This window comes from Mycoplasma sp. 4463 (assembly GCF_048381515.1).
Lineage (GTDB): Bacteria > Bacillota_I > Bacilli_A > Mycoplasmatales > Metamycoplasmataceae > Mycoplasmopsis.
The window spans coordinates 1-18617 of sequence record NZ_JBLWID010000017.1 but is presented as its reverse complement, the minus strand read 5'-3'; the positions used below and the strand labels follow the sequence as shown (position 1 = coordinate 18617).

The 18617-nt window shown below is 31.4% G+C and carries 27 protein-coding genes and 1 pseudogene; all 28 read right to left on the bottom strand.

The features are described from left to right. Window positions 1–348: 348 nt before the first annotated feature. The 28 genes and pseudogenes from rplO to ACNF36_RS01810 all read right to left on the bottom strand — a co-directional run bounded on the left by rplO (window position 349) and on the right by ACNF36_RS01810 (window position 18289). Window positions 349–783 carry a 50S ribosomal protein L15 gene (gene rplO, locus ACNF36_RS01945; RefSeq protein ID WP_323176692.1) on the bottom strand — a complete coding sequence of 145 codons (435 nt, stop codon included), beginning with the start codon at window positions 781–783 and terminating at the stop codon, window positions 349–351. A 7-nt stretch (window positions 784–790) separates the two neighbouring features. After that, the gene (gene rpsE, locus ACNF36_RS01940) at window positions 791–1300 is read right to left on the bottom strand and encodes a 30S ribosomal protein S5 (protein ID WP_418303535.1); all 510 of its coding nucleotides are present in this window, start codon (window positions 1298–1300) and stop codon (window positions 791–793) included. A 119-nt stretch (window positions 1301–1419) separates the two neighbouring features. Further along, window positions 1420–1770 carry a 50S ribosomal protein L18 gene (gene rplR, locus ACNF36_RS01935; RefSeq protein ID WP_257089321.1) on the bottom strand — a complete coding sequence of 117 codons (351 nt, stop codon included), beginning with the start codon at window positions 1768–1770 and terminating at the stop codon, window positions 1420–1422. Between the two features lie 24 nt (window positions 1771–1794). After that, the gene (rplF, locus tag ACNF36_RS01930) at window positions 1795–2334 is read right to left on the bottom strand and encodes a 50S ribosomal protein L6 (protein ID WP_257089319.1); all 540 of its coding nucleotides are present in this window, start codon (window positions 2332–2334) and stop codon (window positions 1795–1797) included. A 5-nt stretch (window positions 2335–2339) separates the two neighbouring features. Then, entirely contained in the window at window positions 2340–2735 is a 396-nt protein-coding gene (rpsH, locus tag ACNF36_RS01925; protein ID WP_257089317.1) for a 30S ribosomal protein S8, read from the bottom strand. Between the two features lie 2 nt (window positions 2736–2737). Continuing rightward, window positions 2738–2923, bottom strand: a complete 186-nt coding sequence (locus ACNF36_RS01920) for a type Z 30S ribosomal protein S14 (RefSeq protein WP_257089315.1) — start codon at window positions 2921–2923, stop codon at window positions 2738–2740. A 3-nt stretch (window positions 2924–2926) separates the two neighbouring features. Then, on the bottom strand, window positions 2927–3472 hold the full coding sequence (gene rplE / locus ACNF36_RS01915; RefSeq protein ID WP_257089313.1) for a 50S ribosomal protein L5: 546 nt from the start codon (window positions 3470–3472) through the stop codon (window positions 2927–2929). Window position 3473: 1 nt separating this feature from the next. Continuing rightward, window positions 3474–3797 carry a 50S ribosomal protein L24 gene (gene rplX, locus ACNF36_RS01910; protein WP_416099228.1) on the bottom strand — a complete coding sequence of 108 codons (324 nt, stop codon included), beginning with the start codon at window positions 3795–3797 and terminating at the stop codon, window positions 3474–3476. Window positions 3798–3828: 31 nt separating this feature from the next. Further along, complete coding sequence (gene rplN / locus ACNF36_RS01905) at window positions 3829–4194, bottom strand: 50S ribosomal protein L14 (protein ID WP_257089308.1); 366 nt, start codon at window positions 4192–4194, stop codon at window positions 3829–3831. Beyond that, complete coding sequence (rpsQ, locus tag ACNF36_RS01900; protein WP_306428736.1) at window positions 4194–4463, bottom strand: 30S ribosomal protein S17; 270 nt, start codon at window positions 4461–4463, stop codon at window positions 4194–4196. The genes rplN and rpsQ overlap by 1 nt, the downstream gene beginning before the upstream one ends. Before the next feature lie 2 nt (window positions 4464–4465). Beyond that, complete coding sequence (gene rpmC / locus ACNF36_RS01895) at window positions 4466–4660, bottom strand: 50S ribosomal protein L29 (protein WP_323176676.1); 195 nt, start codon at window positions 4658–4660, stop codon at window positions 4466–4468. Continuing rightward, on the bottom strand, window positions 4660–5082 hold the full coding sequence (gene rplP / locus ACNF36_RS01890) for a 50S ribosomal protein L16 (protein ID WP_257089304.1): 423 nt from the start codon (window positions 5080–5082) through the stop codon (window positions 4660–4662). Before rplP ends, rpmC begins: the two co-directional genes overlap by 1 nt. Beyond that, the gene (gene rpsC / locus ACNF36_RS01885) at window positions 5082–5732 is read right to left on the bottom strand and encodes a 30S ribosomal protein S3 (RefSeq protein WP_418303534.1); all 651 of its coding nucleotides are present in this window, start codon (window positions 5730–5732) and stop codon (window positions 5082–5084) included. The genes rplP and rpsC overlap by 1 nt, the downstream gene beginning before the upstream one ends. Window position 5733: 1 nt before the next feature. After that, window positions 5734–6078 (bottom strand): 50S ribosomal protein L22, encoded by a 345-nt coding sequence (gene rplV / locus ACNF36_RS01880; protein WP_257089299.1) that lies wholly within the window; start codon window positions 6076–6078, stop codon window positions 5734–5736. After that, on the bottom strand, window positions 6078–6356 hold the full coding sequence (rpsS, locus tag ACNF36_RS01875; RefSeq protein ID WP_257089297.1) for a 30S ribosomal protein S19: 279 nt from the start codon (window positions 6354–6356) through the stop codon (window positions 6078–6080). Before rpsS ends, rplV begins: the two co-directional genes overlap by 1 nt. Further along, a complete protein-coding gene (rplB, locus tag ACNF36_RS01870) occupies window positions 6356–7201 on the bottom strand; it encodes a 50S ribosomal protein L2 (protein WP_323176678.1) in 846 nt (281 codons plus the stop codon). Before rplB ends, rpsS begins: the two co-directional genes overlap by 1 nt. 114 nt (window positions 7202–7315) lie before the next feature. Further along, window positions 7316–7783, bottom strand: coding sequence for a 50S ribosomal protein L23 (gene rplW / locus ACNF36_RS01865; RefSeq protein ID WP_257089292.1), 468 nt, complete (start codon window positions 7781–7783; stop codon window positions 7316–7318). Next, entirely contained in the window at window positions 7783–8511 is a 729-nt protein-coding gene (gene rplD, locus ACNF36_RS01860; RefSeq protein ID WP_323177674.1) for a 50S ribosomal protein L4, read from the bottom strand. The genes rplW and rplD overlap by 1 nt, the downstream gene beginning before the upstream one ends. 171 nt (window positions 8512–8682) lie before the next feature. Beyond that, window positions 8683–9306, bottom strand: a pseudogene (gene rplC / locus ACNF36_RS01855) (50S ribosomal protein L3); the annotation flags it as partial. Window positions 9307–9340: 34 nt separating this feature from the next. Beyond that, complete coding sequence (rpsJ, locus tag ACNF36_RS01850; RefSeq protein WP_257089286.1) at window positions 9341–9646, bottom strand: 30S ribosomal protein S10; 306 nt, start codon at window positions 9644–9646, stop codon at window positions 9341–9343. A gap of 201 nt (window positions 9647–9847) precedes the next feature. After that, window positions 9848–10189, bottom strand: coding sequence for a thioredoxin family protein (locus tag ACNF36_RS01845; protein WP_257089285.1), 342 nt, complete (start codon window positions 10187–10189; stop codon window positions 9848–9850). A gap of 8 nt (window positions 10190–10197) precedes the next feature. Then, on the bottom strand, window positions 10198–11850 hold the full coding sequence (locus ACNF36_RS01840) for a ribonuclease J (protein ID WP_418303533.1): 1653 nt from the start codon (window positions 11848–11850) through the stop codon (window positions 10198–10200). 154 nt (window positions 11851–12004) lie between these two features. Beyond that, window positions 12005–13438 carry a pyruvate kinase gene (gene pyk / locus ACNF36_RS01835; RefSeq protein WP_418303532.1) on the bottom strand — a complete coding sequence of 478 codons (1434 nt, stop codon included), beginning with the start codon at window positions 13436–13438 and terminating at the stop codon, window positions 12005–12007. Between the two features lie 169 nt (window positions 13439–13607). Then, window positions 13608–15221, bottom strand: coding sequence for an MAG1430 family protein (locus ACNF36_RS01830; RefSeq protein WP_418303531.1), 1614 nt, complete (start codon window positions 15219–15221; stop codon window positions 13608–13610). Continuing rightward, on the bottom strand, window positions 15208–15801 hold the full coding sequence (yihA, locus tag ACNF36_RS01825) for a ribosome biogenesis GTP-binding protein YihA/YsxC (RefSeq protein ID WP_323189735.1): 594 nt from the start codon (window positions 15799–15801) through the stop codon (window positions 15208–15210). The genes ACNF36_RS01830 and yihA overlap by 14 nt, the downstream gene beginning before the upstream one ends. Before the next feature lie 4 nt (window positions 15802–15805). Continuing rightward, entirely contained in the window at window positions 15806–16267 is a 462-nt protein-coding gene (gene coaD, locus ACNF36_RS01820; RefSeq protein WP_418303530.1) for a pantetheine-phosphate adenylyltransferase, read from the bottom strand. After that, window positions 16254–17450, bottom strand: a complete 1197-nt coding sequence (locus tag ACNF36_RS01815; RefSeq protein WP_418303529.1) for an acetate/propionate family kinase — start codon at window positions 17448–17450, stop codon at window positions 16254–16256. Before ACNF36_RS01815 ends, coaD begins: the two co-directional genes overlap by 14 nt. A gap of 2 nt (window positions 17451–17452) precedes the next feature. Further along, window positions 17453–18289, bottom strand: coding sequence for a phosphate acyltransferase (locus tag ACNF36_RS01810; protein ID WP_418303528.1), 837 nt, complete (start codon window positions 18287–18289; stop codon window positions 17453–17455). Window positions 18290–18617: the final 328 nt, after the last annotated feature.

The window sequence follows — 18617 nt, the reverse complement described above, 5'->3', positions numbered from 1 at the left end:
AAAATAACTAAAATATTGATTCCATTTGGTGCAATATCATCTATTGTTCCTGCAACAACAATTTCTTTATCTTGTGGTTAAAGATACCGACAAGTTGGCTAATAACTAAAACAAAGACAAGACCGTAAAAGAGTTCAATGAGTGCAACCTTTTTAGCTATTTGCTTGATTTTGTTTATATTCTTCCTTTTGTATAAATTGCATTGTTTAAATAGTTTATATATTTTACAAAAAGTTAAAATTTAGCAGTTATTTTAATGAAATTTTAATGTTTTAATAAAGAAGGTCAAAAATAAAAAACACCTTAGCAATAGCTAAAGTGCTTTATATGTTTAATTGAATTTAGAAATTATAATTCGTTAATTGTTCCACCTAATTTAGCAAAAGCTTCTTTAGCTGATGCTGATGCTTTGTGTACATCGATTGTTAATTTCTTTGTTAATGTACCATTTCCTAATAATTTAACAGGCATATTTCTTTTAATTAAGTTTACACTGAATAAAGCTTCAATTGTGATTACATCACCGTCGTTAAATCTTGTTTCTAAATCAGCAAGGTTGATTACTTGGTATTCAACGTGGTTAACATTGTTAAATCCACGTTTTCCGATTCTACGGAATCATGGTGTTTGACCCCCTTCGAATCCTAATCTGTGACCTTTACGTTTGTTTTGACCTGATTGTCCTTTACCAGCTTGTTTACCTTTTCCAGCAGCGTGTCCTCTACCTTTACGGTGTTTTTCTGGTCTTGAACCTTCTGTGAATTTTAAAGTATTTAATTTAATTGCCATATTATAAATCCTTAACTTCTTTGTCTCTGATTTCAGCGATTTCTTCAACAGTTCTCATGTTTAATAATGCTTTAACTGTAGCTTTAACAACGTTTGCTTTTGAACGAGATCCATATGTTTTTGTAACGATATCTGTGTATCCAGCTAATTCAACAACAGCACGAACTGTTCCTGAAGCAATAAGTCCTTTTCCTTTTGGAGCAGGTTTTAAAATTACTTTAGATGCTAAGAATTTAGCAGTAATTTCATGTGGAACTGTACCATTAACTACTGGTACTGAAACAAGGTTGTTTTGTGCATCTTTAACAGCTTTCTTGATAGCATCTGGAACTTCGTTTGCCTTACCGTGTCCAAATCCTACAAGACCTTTTTTGTTTCCAACTACAACAAAAGCTGAGAAGCTGAATCTTCTTCCACCTTTAACAACTTTTGTAACACGAGCAATGTCAACTACTTTTTCTGAGAATTCTGATTCGAATTTAGGAGTTGCTTGACGTGGTCTTCTGTTCATTGGTTTTCTGTTTGCACGTTCTTGTTTGTTTTCTGTAGCTTCTGATTTAACTGTTCTTGGTCTTCTTGCTGTAACTTCTTTTGTTCCAGCTTCTAATTTAACTTCTTTTTTGTTTTCCATTAGAATTTAACTCCTTGTTCTCTTACTGCTTCTGCGAATGCTTTAACACGTCCATGGTAGATGTATCCACCACGGTCAAAAACGATTTCTGTAATACCTAATTTGTTAATTTTTTCACCCATTAATTTACCTAATTCTGATGCTGCAGCGATGTTTCCTGAGTATTTTTCATTTTTAAGTGTTGAAACACTTGCTAATGTAACACCTTTTGTGTCATCGATTAATTGAGCATAGAAGTTTTGGTGTGATTTGAATACATTTAAACGAGGTTTTGTAGCTGTACCGCTAATGTGTTGACGTAAACGAACATGTTTAACTTTTCTAGCTGCGTTTCTTGATTTTGCTTTCATTTTATTCACCTAGCAACTCCTAAATTATTTAGAAGCTGTTTTCCCTTCTTTACGTCTAATTTTTTCACCTTTGTAAGAAATACCTTTACCTGAGTACACGTTAGGTTTTCTGATTGCTCTAACTACTGAAGCAAATTGTCCAACTTGCTCTTTGCTAATTCCAAATACTGAAATTTCTGTAGGTTTAGCAACTGTAACTTTTAATTCTGATGGAACTTGTTTTGAAACTGGGTGTGAGTATCCAGCGTTAACTACAAGTTCATTTCCTCTAAGTTCAGCTTTGTACCCAACCCCTTTGATTTCTAAATCAATTTGGAACCCTTCTGAAACTCCCTTGATCATGTTTGCGATAAGAGCGTTTGTTGTTCCATGTAATTGTTTTGTTTGTTTGTTTTCGTTTGCACGTACTGTTGTAACTTGATTGTTTTCTACTTGTACTTTGATTAATGGACTAAATGTTCTTTCTAATTTTCCGTGTTTTCCTGAAACTGTAACTGTGTTACCGTTAACTGAAACTTCTGTTCCAGCAGGAATAACTAAAACTCTATTTCCAACACGAGACATACTAATTATCAAATGTAAGCGATGATTTCACCACCAACATTAGCCTCCTTAGCTTGTTTTCCTGTCATTAATCCTTTTGAAGTAGAGATGATTACTGTACCGTAACCTGATAAAACACTAGGAATTTCATCTGCTTTAACGTAAGTTCTAAGACCTGGCTTAGAAACTCTTTTAAAGTCAACGATAGCTTGTTTGTTTTTCTTGTATTTTAATGTAACTACTAATTCTTTGTTTACACCTTCACCTGAAACTGTGTAAGATGCAATGTACCCTTCTTCTAAAATTAACTTAACAATAGCTTCTTTTTTAGTTGAATATGGAATTGAAACAGTTTTATGTTTTCTAATGTTAGCGTTTTTGATTCTAACAACTAAATCTGAAATTGGATCTGTAATAAACATAATTATCAACTCGCTTTCTTCATACCTGGAATTTTACCTTCGTGTGCAAGGTTTCTAAAGCAGATACGACATACTTTGTATTTTCTTAAAACTGAGTGTGGACGTCCACATAATTCACAACGTGTGTAAGCACGTGTTGAGAATTTAGGGTGACGTTTAGCTTTTGCGATTAATGCTTTTCTTGCCATAAACTATTTAGCTCCTTTTTTTTCGAATGGTACACCAAGTGCTTCTAATAATGTTTTAGCTTCTTGGTCAGATTTAGCTGAAGTTACAATAATAACGTCAAGCCCTTTGATTTTACGGATTTTGTCAAATTCGATTTCTGGGAAGATGATTTCTTCTTTAATTCCTAAGTTGTAGTTACCTCTTCCATCGAAAGCTTTTGGATTAGCTCCACGGAAGTCACGAATACGTGGCATTGCAACATTGATTAATTTGTCTAAAAAGTCTCACATTCTTTCTCTACGAAGTGTAACTTTTCCACCCATAGGCATACCTTCACGAAGTTTTCATGAAGCGTTTGATTTTTTAGCTGTTGTTTGGTATGGTTTTTGAGAAGAGATTAATGTTAATTCATTTAAAACTTCTTCAATAGCTTTTGAGTTGTTGATTTCTTTTCCAGCTGTCATGTTTAATACAACTTTTTCGATTCTTGGAACTTCCATTGATGATTTGTATTGGTATTTTTCTTTTAAAGCAGGAACTGCTTTTTCTAAATAAACATTTTTTAACATATTAGATTTCCTTTTGTGTTCTTTTTGCGATTCTTACTTTTTTACCTTTGTCATCAATTTTGTATCCGATTTTTGAGATTTGTGCTGGTTTATCTTTTGTAGCTTTTTTAACTAAATATGCAACATTTGAAACGTGGATTGGAGCTTCTTTTTCTGAAATTGAACCATCTTGGTTTTGGTGTGAAGGTTTGTTGTGTTTTTTAACAATATTTACACCTTTAACGATAACTTTGTTTTCTGAACGTAAGATTTTTTCGATTTGACCTGTTTTTCCTTTATCTTTACCGGCAATAACCATAACTTCATCATTAACTTTGAATTTGATTTTGTTCATAACTTATCTCCTTATAAATAAATTAAAGTACTTCAGGTGCAAGTGAAACGATTTTTGGGTATTTTTCTCTTATTTCACGAGCAACAGGTCCGAACACACGTGTTCCACGTGGTGTTCCATCTTCTTTTAAAATTACAACTGCGTTATCATCAAAACGAATGTATGTACCATTATCACGGTGAATTCCGTAAGCTGAACGTACAACTACTGCTTTAACAACTTGACCTTCTTTAACCATACCGTTTGGAATAGCTTTTTTAACTGAACATACAATAACATCACCAATGTTTGCTGTTTTTTTCTTTGACCCACCTAAAACACGAATAACACCGATTTCTTTAGCACCTGAGTTATCAGCAACGTTTGCTCTAGATAATTCGTGAATCATTAGTTATTTCCTTCGATTGCAGTTTGTTTAACTTCAACTAATCTGAAGTGTTTTGTTTTTGATAATGGTCTTGTTTCCATAATAACAACGATGTCACCTAATTTAGCAACATGGTTTTCATCATGAACAGCAAATCTTTTTGTTGATTTGTAACGTTTTGAATATAATGGGTGTTTTTTGTATGTGTCAACAGCTACGATGATTGTTTTTGCTGTTTTACCAGCAGAAACAACTGTTCCAACTAAAGTTTTTCTTGAGTTTCTTTCCATAATTATTTAGCTCCTTTTTTTTCATTTAAAGCTGTTTTAACTTTAGCAATGTCTTTTCTAATGTTTGCAATTTTGTGTGTTTCTTTTAAATCACCTGTAACGTTTTGATATCTTAAAGTAAATAATTCTGCTTTAAGTTGTTCAACTAATGTGTTTAATTCATCAACTGATTTGTTTTTTAATTCTTTGTAAAGCATTATTTATCTCCTTCTTCTCTTTTAATAATTTTTCATTTAACAGGTAATTTGTGACCAGCTAATCTTAAAGCGTCTCTTGCTACATCTTCTGCAACACCTGACACTTCGAACATAACTGTATTAACTTTAACTGCTGTATATCATAATTCAGGAGTACCTTTTCCTGATCCCATACGTACACCAATTGGTTTAGATGTTTTAGCAAAGTGAGGGAAAATACGGATAATAACTTCCCCTTCACGTCCCATTCTACGTGTAGCAGCAATACGAGCTGATTCAATTTGACGAGCTGTTACTCAAGCAGATGTTACAGCTTGTAAACCAAATTCTCCAAAAGAAACTTTGTTTCCTTTTGTTGCTTTACGTTTGTCGTGTCTTTGAATGAATGGTTTTCTGTATTTGGTTCTTTTTGGTTGAAGCATTATTTATCCCCTTCCAATTTTTCACCTAATGATACTCAAACTTTAACACCAATTGCACCGTATGTTGTTCTAGCAGTAGCTGTAGCGTAATCAACATCTTGTCTTAATGTGTGAAGTTTCATTTCTCCTTCTGAGTACCCTTCTGTTCTAGCCATATCAACTCCGTTTAAACGTCCTGAAACAGCTGTTTTGATACCTTTAGCACCAGCACGCATTGCATTTCTAATAGCAATTTTTTGTGCTGAACGGAAACTTTCACGGTTTTCTAATTTTGTTGCAATCATTTCTGCAAGTAATTTTGCATTTAAATCTGGATTTTTAAGTTCTAAAACTTGAACATTTAAGTTTAAGTTTTTGTTTTTAATAAATTTTGATAATGCTAATGTTAAGTCTTGAATGTTTTTACCTTCAGCACCTAACATAGCAGCTGGTTTAGCTGTGTGAACTAAAACTGTAACTTTGTTGTTTGCGTTACGTTTTACTTCAACTTTACCAATTTGGTATTGACGTACTAATTTATCAAAGAATTTGTAGATTTTAGCATCTTCAACTAAGTATGAACCAAAGTTAGCTTTTTCTACAAATCATTGTGAGTTGTGAGCTTTTGAAATTCCGTAACGGAAACCATTTGGATTAACCTTTTGTCCCATATTAATTTCTCTCCTCTAATGTGATTGATAAATTTGATGTACGTTTTAAGATAGAGTAAGCTCTACCTTGGCTTCTTGGTTGGAATCTTTTAAGAGTTGGACCTTCATTTACATAAACTTCTTTTACGAATAATTTTGTAGCATCTAAACCATGGTTGTGTGTTGCGTTAGCAACAGCTGAGTTTAATAACTTGATGAAAATAGGAGCTGATTTTTTGTTTGTGTTGTGTAATAACCCTAAAGCAACAGTTACATCTTTACCTCTAAATAAGTTTGCAACTAATTTAGCTTTAGATACACTAACTCTTTGCAATTTAACGTGAGCTTTTGCTTGTTGTTTTTGCATTATTTCTTCTTCCCTTTATCTGCACCGTGACCAGAGAATGTTCTAGTTGGTGAGAATTCTCCTAATTTGTGACCTACCATGTCATCTGTAACGTAAACTTCAACAAATTGTTTTCCGTTGTGAACTGCAAATGTTAATCCAACGAAGTTAGGGAAAATTGTTGAACGTCTTGATCAAGTTTTAATTGGTTTTTTAGGTGCTTTTCCTTCAACGATAGCATCTACTTTTTTAAGTAAATGGTCATCTGCGAATGGACCTTTTTTAAGACTACGTGCCATTATTTAGCATCCTTTCTTCTTCTTAAAATAAGTTTATTTGAAGATTTCTTAGTTTTTCTTGTTTTAACTCCAAGAGCTTTTTTACCTCATGGTGTAAGAGGAGCTTTACGACCAACTGGTTGTTTACCTTCTCCTCCTCCATGTGGGTGATCTACTGGGTTCATTACTGATCCACGTACTGTAGGTCTAATACCTTTGTGTCTGTTAATTCCAGCTTTACCAATATTTACTAATAAGTGTTCTTCGTTTCCTACAACACCAATTGTTGCACGGCAACGAGCTAAGATACGACGTGTTTCACCAGATTTTAATCTTAACACTACGTATTTTCCATTGTCATCTTTACCAAGGATTTGAGCTGATGTACCTGCACTACGTGCAATTTGTCCTCCAGCACCTGGTTGCATTTCAATATTGTGTACAAATGTACCTTCAGGAATGTTTGAAAGTGGTAATGTGTTACCAACAATAATATCTACGTTGTCTCCTGAAACAACTTTTTGTCCTAATTTAATACCTTTAGGAGCTAAAATGTATCTTTTTTCTCCATCTGCATATACAACTAAACTAATGTTTGCTGATCTGTTTGGATCATATTCAATAGTTTTTACTGTAGCAGGGATGTTATCTTTATTACGTTTAAAGTCTACAAGTCTGTAGAATCTTTTAACACGTCCTCCATGATGTCTAACAGTAATTTTACCTTGGTTGTTACGTCCAGCATGATTTTTTAAATTCACTAAAAGTGATTTTTCTGGAGCGTGACCTGATAAGTTTTGTCTGTAATCAAGAGTAGACATGTTTCTACGACCATTTGTAGTTGGCTTAAAATGTTTAATAGCCATTTGTCTTCTCCTTTGCTTAAAAATATTTGGGGATTTGCAAGATTATCTTTTAAGCAACTATCTAAAACCCCTTAACTAATTGTTTGATTTGAACATAAAGTTCATCGGATTTAATTATTCTCCACCAACTTTACGTTTTGTAGTAGTTTTCTTAACTGCTGTGTTCGCTTTTTTAGCTGTTGTTTTTTTAGCAGCTAATTTAGCAGCAGCTTTTTTCTCAACTTCTGAAGCTTTAGAAGCTTTTGCTTTTTTAGCTTCATCTGCTTTAGCTTTAGTTTCAGCTAAAACTGCTTCTTCAGCGTCTGATGGAACATAGTTTAATGTTGAACCTTCTTTTAAAGTAACCATAGCTTTTTTGTAACGGTTTGTAAATCCGTGGAAACGTCCTACGTTTTTAGCTTTTTTATCAACTTTGATTGTTCTAACTTTGTCAACTTTAACTTGGAAAATTGTTTCAACAGCTTGTGCAATTTGGAATTTGTTTGCGTGGAAGTCTACTTTGAATGTGTAAACACCTTTAGCTCTTTGAATGTCTGATTTTTCAGTTAAAACTGGAGCTTTAATGATTCTTGTTAATTCCATTATTTAATTCTCCCTTTTAATAATTCAAGACTTTCGTTTGAAACAATCATAACGTCAGCAGCAATAGCGGCTTCAACTGTTAATGAGTTAGCTTTAACAACTGTAACGTTTGGTAAGTTTCTAACTGATTTGTAAACCATTGTGTTTTCTGTAACAACTAAAACATGTTTTAAGTTTGCTACTTGTAATTCAGCTAACTTAGCAGCAACTGTTTTTGTTGAGATTGTGTCTAATGCTAAATCATCAACGATAACAGCTTGATCTTGTGCTAATAATGTTAAAGCTGAAATAAATGCACGGAATTTAACTTTCTTGTTAACTTTAAGTGAGTAGTTTCTGTTTGGTTTAGGTCCGAATGCTCTTCCCCCTCCAACTCAGATTGGTGAACGCATAGAACTGTGACGTGCTCTACCTGTTCCTTTTTGTCTTCAAGGTTTTTTACCTGAACCACTTACTTCTGAACGGTTTTTAACTTTGTGTGTTCCTTGTCTTCTTGATGCTCTCTCTGATAAGATTGAGTCAAATACTGCTTGTTCATAAATTTTTTCACTAGCAAATAATTGTGCTGGTAAATCTGCTTTATGAGCAACTTTAGCAACGTTTTTGTCTTTTTGAACTGTAACTTTAGCTGATTTTGCAGCAGCTGGTTTTGTTGAAGCTTTTTTAGCTGGAGCTGATTTAGGAGCAGCTTTTTTAGCTGTTGTAGATTTTTTAACTGTTTCTGCCATAAATTATTCTCCTTTGTTTGCTTCTGCAGCATCAATTAATTCTTGTAATTGTTGTGCGTTCATTCCAACTGTAACTTCAATGTTGAATTTTTTAGCTTTTTCAATAAGTTCGTTCATTAACATAGCTTCTTTAACGTTTACTAATTTAATTTCTTCACGGCTTGGTAATCCTTTAACCGCTTCTTTTACTACTACGAATGATTTTTTAGGTCCTGGAATTGAACCTTTGATTAATAATAAGTTGTTTTCTACATCTACTTTAACAACTTCTAAGTTTTGAACTGTTGTTTTAACATGTCCAAGGTGTCCTGGCATTGTCATACCTTTGTAAACACGGTTACCTGAGATATCCCCAAGTGATCCTGTTTGTCTAATAGGTTGAGATCCTCCACCTCCACCGTGAGATTTAGGTCCGATGTGTTGGTTATGTCTTTTGATTGTACCAGCGAACCCCTTCCCTTTTGATGTACCTGTAACGTCTACAAGTTCACCTGCTTTAAAAATGTCAGCTTTAATTAAATCTCCAAGTTCGTATCCTGACATATCACGAACTTCTTTAACGAAGCGCTTAGGTGTTGTTGAAGCTTTAGCAAAGTGACCGATTTCAGGTTTGTTTGCTCTACTTGCTTTTTTATCAGCTGTAGCAAGTTGTGTCGCAACGTAACCGTCTTTGTCGTTTGTTAAAACTTTTGAAACAACATTTGGTTGTACTTCGATTACTGTAACAGGAACACTTTTTCCTGATTCAGTAAAGATTTGAGTCATACCAACTTTACGTCCTAAGATTCCTTTCATATTGTCTCCTTAAAAATTTGGGTATTAAATTTGATTATTTAACTTTAACTTGAATATCCACACCAGCTGGTAATTCAAGTCTTTGTAATTGATCTTGAGTTTTAGCAGAAGGATCGGTAATTACAACTAATCTTTGGTGTGTTCTGCTTTCGAATTGTTCACGGCTTTTCTTGTTAACGTGAACAGATCTTAAGATAGTAATTTCATCTCTTTTTGTAGGTAAAGGAATTGGTCCACTTACTTTAGCATCTGTTGCTTTTGCAATTTCGTAAATTCTTTTTGCAGCAGCATCAACTAATGCGTGGTCAAACCCTTTAACTTTGATGTTTAACTTACTCATTGTTGTCTCCTTTGTTCTTGATTTTGAACATAGCTCCTTTTAAAAACCCAACATGTCCTCAACAACATTTTGGCACGTTGGCAACCTTAAAATTCATAGCTATAGTTGCTTATTGATTATATAGTAAAAATTAAAAAACAGAAACCGAAATTTCTGTTTTTATTTCTAGCAACTCCTCTCCGTGTATCAAGGAGCTTTTTCTTACGAAATTTTCTTTAAAATCCAGTTATTTAAAATCTGAAATGGAACGTATTCATAAGCTTTTTCTTGAATAGTTTGGCCTTGTAATAACATCATTGTAGGAACCTTTAAAACTTGTCATTTTGTATTAGGAACTCTGAATAATTGAGCTTCTTCAGCATCCACATTAATGAAACGAATTCTATGATTTCCTTCATATTCTTTGGCAATTTCCTCTACAATAGGTCTCATCATTTTACAATCACCACATCATTGAGTAGTGAAATTTAAGAAGATTAATTCGTTATCTTTGTTAGCTTCAATTATTTTTTTAGCTTCTTCTCATTTTAAATTTTCAAACATATTCACCTCTAAACAGCTAAAAGTGATAAAGCGATCATAGGGTCTTTATCAGTTGCTTTAAATATTTTTTTTCTAATTGTTTTACGTAATTTTTCATTTAAATCATACATACGTTTGCAGCTATTTGATTTAACTACATCTACAACGATTTGTTTAATTAAGTTAGTCATTTGCTCTTGCTCAGAAATATCAATAACACCAACATAATTAATGTGTAATTGTCCTGTTAAGTTACGTGTTTTCGAATCGTACATAATATTGATTACAATAACACCTTCTCTACCTAAAAATTCTCTTTCAGAAATAACTTCAGATGAAATGTCTCCAACTCCGAAACCATCAATAATAGTAGTTCCAACTTCTTTAACTTTTCCATTGTGACTAAATAATTTACCATCAATAAAGTGAGCTATTTTTCCATTCATTAAGACAAGTGTATTGATGTCTTGAACATTCTTAAGTTCATCATTAATGTAATCACTAGCTGAAACTAAATATCTGTATAAACCTTGAGCAGGCATGAATACATCTGGTTTAAGAACTTTTACAAGTGAAACTAAATCATCTCTTGTAGGTCTTACGTAGAAGAACATTTTTTCACTAATATCAAATAGGTTGTGTGTGATTTTAGCTATTTCATCCATTGTTTGTGCATAATCAGACTCAAGACCATTAACTGGTGGAGCCAACATAATTACAGTGTCACTAGGTTTGATTTTTAAATAAACGTCATTATTTTCTGTAATTCTATTGAAACGTGAATAAAGTCTTTCAGTTGATGCAGTAATTAAAACAATAGCATTTGAATGCTTATTAATTTGTCTGTGGTCAATTAGTTTTGGTAATGGCACTACTGTTGAGAATTTAGAAATTAAATCTAATAAATCAGCATATGTCTTTCCATATGGAACTACTGGCTTATTGTATTTGATTGCTAAATCTAAAACTTGTTGCAATGTAACCATTTCTTCACCATAGGCACCAATAATTATTTTTTCATCAGGATTTGCTTTCTTGAAAATATCATCAAGTTCGGTATATGCATTATATTTTTCAATCCCTCTACCTGAAACATTTGATTTACCAGCATCTGAAACGATAGCCACAATTTTTCTACCTTCAAAGTATTTTGCAAGTAATGGGAAGTAAACTTTTCCATAAATTCCTAAGTTACCTTCAACATAGTTAAACATAAATAAGTAGTCACCTGTTTTAGTTTGGAAGTTGAATCCAATGTTTCCAGGCATTGAACCTGTTAGTCCAAAAGGAACGATTGTTAAATCACCAAATTGAAGTTTTTGTCTAATAACTTGAACTTGTCCTTTTTTAAGTTGAATATCGTATTTTGTAATTCTGTCAATAACTAAAACTTGATTAAATGCAGAAGTATAGATTTTAAGGTTAGGAATTTTCATTAATAATCAAGGGATTGCACTGAATGTTTCATTCTTAATGTCTGTGATGAATAAACCTTTAATTCTGTCTTTGTTTTTGATTAAATAATCAAAATTTGGAATAAGTGTATTAACACCATTTGACATATTTAAAGGTACCTTAGCACCTGCATTAACTATAAAAATATCATCATTATATTCAAAAACATAACAGTTTTTACCGTTTTCGTCTTGTCCTCCAAGAGCGAAAATATTTACATTTTCCATATTTTTCTCTCTTTCATTATGTATTATGTGTTTTAAAAGTAAGGAATAATTAGTTTGCTAATTAATTTTTTAATTATAGCAAATTGATTTTTTGAGGGTAAAAATAAAAACACCTAATACATAGGTGTTTTAGTAATTAATTACTTAATGCAAATTACTTAACAACGTGTTCTGTAATTTGATCGTTTTCAACAACTAAGAAAGCATCTCCTTGTTGAATTCCGTATGGTTCTAATGCTGAAACAGCATTTTCGTGATCTTGTTTTACAAGTGGGAATAATGATTCTGAATCAACTGAGTTTCATACTGATGAATATGAACCGAATGCATTGATTAATAATGGCTCATTTACAATACCAATAACTGTTGAGTTAGGTCTGAATTTAGCAACTTCTTTTAATAAAGCTCCTGTTCTTGATAAAACAACAACATATTTGTATTTTCCTTCTTGTGCTTTTTGAGCTATTGAGTAAGCGATTTGTGAACGTTTGTTTGATTGATCTGAATTTTTTCAAACTTTTTCTAATTGAATTTCGTAGTAGTTTCTTGAGTAGAATTCTTTTTCTGCTCTTCTTGAAATAGCTGACATTGTTTTAACAGCCTCTAATGGGAATGAACCGTTTGCACTTTCTCCTGAAAGCATTGTTGAGTCAGCTCCTAATTCAACTGCGTAGTAAACGTCTGTAACTTCAGCACGTGTTGGGTGTGGTGAGTTTTCCATTGAGTCTAACATTTGTGTTGCAACGATAACTGGTTTACCAGCTTCACGACATTTTCTAATGAACATTTTTTCATAGTATGGAACATCGTAGTAAGGAATTTCTAATCCTAAGTCTCCACGAGCAACCATAATACCGTCTGATGCTTCAATAATTTCATCAATGTTTACACATCCTAAGTGTGATTCGATTTTTGAGAAGATTTGAATGTGTTTTCCACCGTTGTCATCTAATAATTTTCTTAATTCTTTAACGTTTTTAGCTGAGTTAACGAATGAAGCAGCGACATAGTTAATTCCACTTTGAATTCCAAATTTAACGTCGTTGATGTCTTTTTCAGCTAAGAATGGTAATGAGAAGTCGACACCTGGTAAGTTAACACGTTTGTTTGTTTTTAATTTGTGTGTGTTTTCAGCTTTAACTTTTACGTAGCCATTTCCAACTTCTGTAACTACTGTTGATAATTTACCATCATCAATTAAAACTTGGTTTCCAACAGATAAGTCTTGTGCCATATCATATGCAACTGTGATTTCTGTTGATGTACCTTCATGTGAAAGATATTTATCTTGTGTTGTGTAGATAATCATTTCTGTACCTGATTGCACAACTTGAGCTCCATCTTTCATTTTTCCGATACGAATTTCAGGTCCTTTAGTATCTAACATAAGAGAAACTGGAACTTTTAATTCTTGTGAAACTCTTTTTCCTAATGTAAATTTATTTAATTGTTCTTCGTGTGAACCGTGGCTAAAGTTTGCTCTAATTGTTGTTACACCATTTTGAACTAATGATAATAACATATCATAGTTATCACTTGATGGACCAATTGTAGCAACTAATTTAGTTCTTTTATCAGTAATTTTCATATTGCTCCTAGTAATTAAATATATATTTAAAATATAAACATATTTTACAACATTTTTCAAGTTTTACCTTATGGTAGTTTTTAAATAGTTCTATATTTTTATTCCTATGCATAAGGAATAAAAAACACAATGTGCTAATTGCTAGAACATTGTGTACACAAATAATTTATTAAGCTTGTTGATTTAAAAATGAAACATCTTGACTAAGTTCAATTGTATTATCACTTGTTAATGCAAATACAGATTTAGCAGTTAAATCATCTTTTGTGGCTTTTAAAAGGTTTTGATTGAATACTAAATGAACATTTAATGTGTTATCTGTAATTGTAATTGTTGATTGTGCTCAATCTATCGCTACTAAATCATTGACTTGTAAATCAAAGTTAGCTTTGATAAATTCAGGTTTAGTTTCTTCATTTAAAGTTGCTACATAATCGTTCAATGCTTGAATAGATGAGTAGTTAGCTTTTAATTTTTCTTCACTTAATGTAAGCGATTTAGTAATTAATGTTGAATATTTATTATCTGCAGCAACTGTTGCAAATCCTGTTAACTCATAAACATATTGTTCTGCAGCTTCATTTTCGCTATTTAGTTTCTTAAATTGTAAATATAAAGTTCCTGTTTCATCATTTGTATATGATGTAAATTCGATGTTTGACATAGTGTAGAAGATATTTTCAGTTGTTGCATCATCATTATAAACAAATGTAAATGATTTACCTGTGTCAGTTTTAGCAGCTTGTTCTGAAGTCATTACATTTTGAGTTTTAAGTTCTGTTAATCATTTATCTTTGTTTCAATTTGTATCACCGATTTGATGAATTGGAGAACTAGCGAATTCTGAAGCTAAATGAGTTGTTTTATCTAATGAACCTGTTGAAACTAATGAATAATTTTCAATTGTCGGTCTAACAGCATCTAAGAATGATAAATCAACAGTAGTATCAACTTTATTATTCTCTTCTAAATTAAACACTGATTGTGCACTTAAATTTTCTTTTGTAGCAGCTAATACATTTAAGTTGTATGAAATACTTAATTTCATTATTTTGTCCTCAAATGTCACTTGCAGACTGCTTCAATTAAAATCAGTCAATTTAGATGATTCTTTTGTTGAGAAATGATTTTTAATAAATTCAACTTTTTTATCTTGCTCTAAGGCTTCAAAGTGTGTTTTTAACGCGTCTGAAGATTTGAATTCTTTAAATAATTTTTCAGTATCAGCAGTTAATGTAGCAATTGTTAAATTAGCATATGGATTTTTAGTAGTTAATGTTGCAAAACCAGTTAATTCAAAAATGTGAGTTTTAACTGTATTTGAATTTTTATCTTTAACTAACATTTTAAGCAATAATGTACCTGTTAAATCGTTTGCATATGAAACAAATTCAATTTTATAACCTTGATCTTTGGCTTCTTGAGCAATCGCATTAAATACCATTCCATTGCTTGCTGCTAATTCAAATGATTTAATATTATCAACTTGATTTTTATCACTTTCAGTTTGGATTTTAGCAACTGTAAGTTCTTTAATTCAAGCTGAATTATCTCATCTTGTTCCATTAATAGGAACTAATGGATTTGTTACATATTCAGAAGCTAAATGTTTATCTTTAGTTAATGAACCAGTAACATTTAGATTAAAATCTGCATAATCTATATTAGTTTTTTTCTTTGATTGTTTAACCAATAATGCTGATGTAGCTGCTATTCCACCAAGAACAACAACTGAACCACCTAAAAGTAATAATGGTTTTAATGTTTGTTTAGTCAATTTCATTTTCATCTCCTGAAAGAGTTTGTGTTAAATCATCACTAAGTTGCTCAATTCCCACTTTTTTTTCTGAAGAAACTAAGAAATACTCAAAGTTTCCAAGTTCATTACGTAAGCTTTTAATGTGATTTAATAGTTGGTTTTTGTCTTTTTGTTTAAGTTTGTCAGTTTTTGTGAAAACTAACTTAAAGTTTATATTATTTGATATTAAAAAATTTAATTCAGGAACGTCTGTATTAGTAATTCCATGTCTAGAATCAATTAATAAGTAAACACATCTAAGGTTTTTTCTTTCTATTAAATATTCATAAATCATCTTCATCATTTTATCTTTTTGAGTTTGCGAAATTTTTGCGTAACCATAACCTGGTAAGTCAACTAAAACTGCTCCAAATTCATTTTCAAAATAGTTAATTAATTGTGTACGACCTGGTGTCTTAGATGTTTTTGCTAATTTCTTATTTTCAACAATTGCATTGATTAATGAACTTTTTCCGACATTTGAGCGACCTCAAAAAGAAACTTCATAATTTGGATGTTCGTATCAATTTGTCCTGTTTGTAGATGATTTAATAAATTTAAACATTGTCCTAAATTCCTTTTTTGTTTTGTTTTGCTTTTTCTATTTGTTCTTTATGCTGTTGTCTGATTTGAGTTGAAGAAATATTTGATTTATCATAATCGGGCATTATTATGATTGTTTCAAGATTATTATTTAAAGCATTATTTGCTGTAGCTAATTTGAGTTCATAATTAAAGTCAATTTGATTTCTAGCACTACGTACAAGTCATTTTGCATTTAATTGATGAGCTAAATCAGCTGTTAAATCAAAGTAGTTTTTTAAGACAACTACTTTATCGTTTTCTTGATATTTATTTTTAATTGATTCAAAATTTTCTTCAATTCTTTCAATATTATCTTTATCAGGATTGTAAGTTACAACAACATAAAGTTTGTCAAAAATCTCAGTAGCTTTTTGCACTATTGATTCGTGACCTTTATGAAATGGATCGAATGATCCAGGAAATAAAGCTATTTTAGTTTTGTTCATAAATTTTAATTGCATTTCTTGCAATAACTAATTCTTCATTTGTTCTAATTACATAAACTGGAACTTCTGAATCAGGTGCAGAAATTAAAGCGAATTCACCGATTGGTCCATAGTTAACTTCTGAGTTTAATTTAATGTTTTTGAAGAATAATTTATCTGCAATCATTTGTCTAATAATAGGTGTGTTTTCTCCAATTCCAGCTGTGAAAACAAGCGCATCTGGTTTACCACCAATTTTGTTTGCATAAACTGCTACATAGTCAGCAATTTTTTGTGAGTAAAGTTCAAGTGCAAATTGTGCATCTACATTTCCTTTGTTTGCTGCAGCACAAATATCTCTCATATCTGAAGAAATTGTAGAAACACCTAAAAGACCACTTTGTTTATTTAAAATATCTGTGAATTGATTGATATCTAAACCTGATTGGTTCATAACAAATTGATGAATTGAAGGGTCAATGTCACCACTTCTTGTTCCCATCATTATTCCAGCTAATGGTGTAAGCCCCATTGATGTGTCAAATGATTTTGAATCCTTAACAGCACATAATGAACCACCGTTTCCTAAGTGCATATTAACAAATGTTACAGTTTCTTTATCTAAGATTTGAGCAAGTTTTTCTGTAATGTATTGGTGTGAAATTCCGTGAGCACCATATCTTTTGATTTCGTATTTTTCTACTAATTCTTTTGGTAATGCATATGAGCTATTTACTTTGTTAATTGTTGTATGGAATGCTGTATCAAAGTCACCTGATAATTTAGCGTGTGGGAAAACTTTTCTAAATCCATAAATTGATTGCACTGCTCCTGGGTTGTGTAATGGTGCATAAATTGAAACTTTATCTACAATATTAATTACTTCTTCTGTGATTTTAGCTGTATTGTTAAAGTATGTACCACCTTGAACAATTCTAAATCCAATGTATTCAATTTCTTCTGGTTGGTGGATTAGGTTAATTTCTTCCATTAATTCATATAATTTGTTAACAGCAACTTCGTGATTTGGCATTGCTACTGTTTTTTCAAATTTTTGACCATTGAATTTAATTGAAATAGCTCCCTCAGGTAATGTAATTCTTTCAGCAATACCACTAGCGATTAATTCTAATGATTCTTTATCAAATAAACTTAATTTAATTGAGCTACTTCCTGCATTGATTACTAAAACTTTTTTATTCATTATTACTCCTTGTTTGTGTTTAAAATCGAAATAAGAATTGTTCCTATTATATCTTTTGTCGTTGCTCCTCTTGATAAGTCAGCAACAGTTTGATTAAATCCTAAAACAAAAGGACCATACGCATTGAATTTACCTAACTGCTGAATAAATTTGTAAGATATATTAGCTGAATTTAAATCAGGAAACACAAATACATTAGCATCTTGGTAATTGAATAAATCTTTTTTCTCTCTTATTTTGTTATTTAACGCTGCATCAACTTGAACTTCACTTGCATACACATTTTCGTGTGGATATTTTTCTGAAAACAATTTTGCTGCATTTGACATTTTTAAAGCTTGTTCACTTGAGTTTGAACCATTTGTTGAAAACGACATAAATGCACCAGTTGGTTTATCGAGAACTTTTTTGCTAAAGTCCATAGCATTTTTAGTTATATCAACTAATTGTTCTTCAGTTGGTTCGATAATAAAAGAAGGGTCAGAAACTACATAAGTTTGTGTTTTTTTATTAAGCACCATTGCTGATGAAATTGTGTTTGTTGTTTTATCTAAAACTCTTAGAGCACTACGATAAAATGATTTTGAAGTTGTGTTATATCCACCCACAACAACGTCATATTTTTGTGTTTTAGCAATGTACATACCAATGATGTTTCTAGTGTTTGAATCAAACTCAAGGTCAAGTTGATTTAAATCTAAATTAGGTTGTTTTTTTAATCTAGATTGTATGTAGTTTTGCTTAACTTTTTGAATTTGGTCAAATGAGACAAAAACATCATGTTTATCATTTGAGTTTTTAAATGACAAGTAGTTGATTATGATGTTTTTATTGAGCATTAATTTGTTTATTCAGAACCTTTGAGAAGGTGAATAAGTATCTATTAAAAGCACTGTGTATTGGTGCTTTTTGTGTTTAATTTTTCAAAATATTGAGTGTAAAAGCATAGTATCCTTTTTAGTTTGTTATATTATACCAATAGTTTAGTTTTATGTTAATTGTATATAACTAAGTTATTTAGTGTTAAATAAAAAAATATCAGTTTAAACTGGGACACTAAAAATGGACAGAAGGTTTAATTAGACATAACAACACCTCAATGATGTTGGGGTGTTTTTCAATCTAATGTTGATTGAATTCTTTCATTATTGTATCAAAAAATAAACT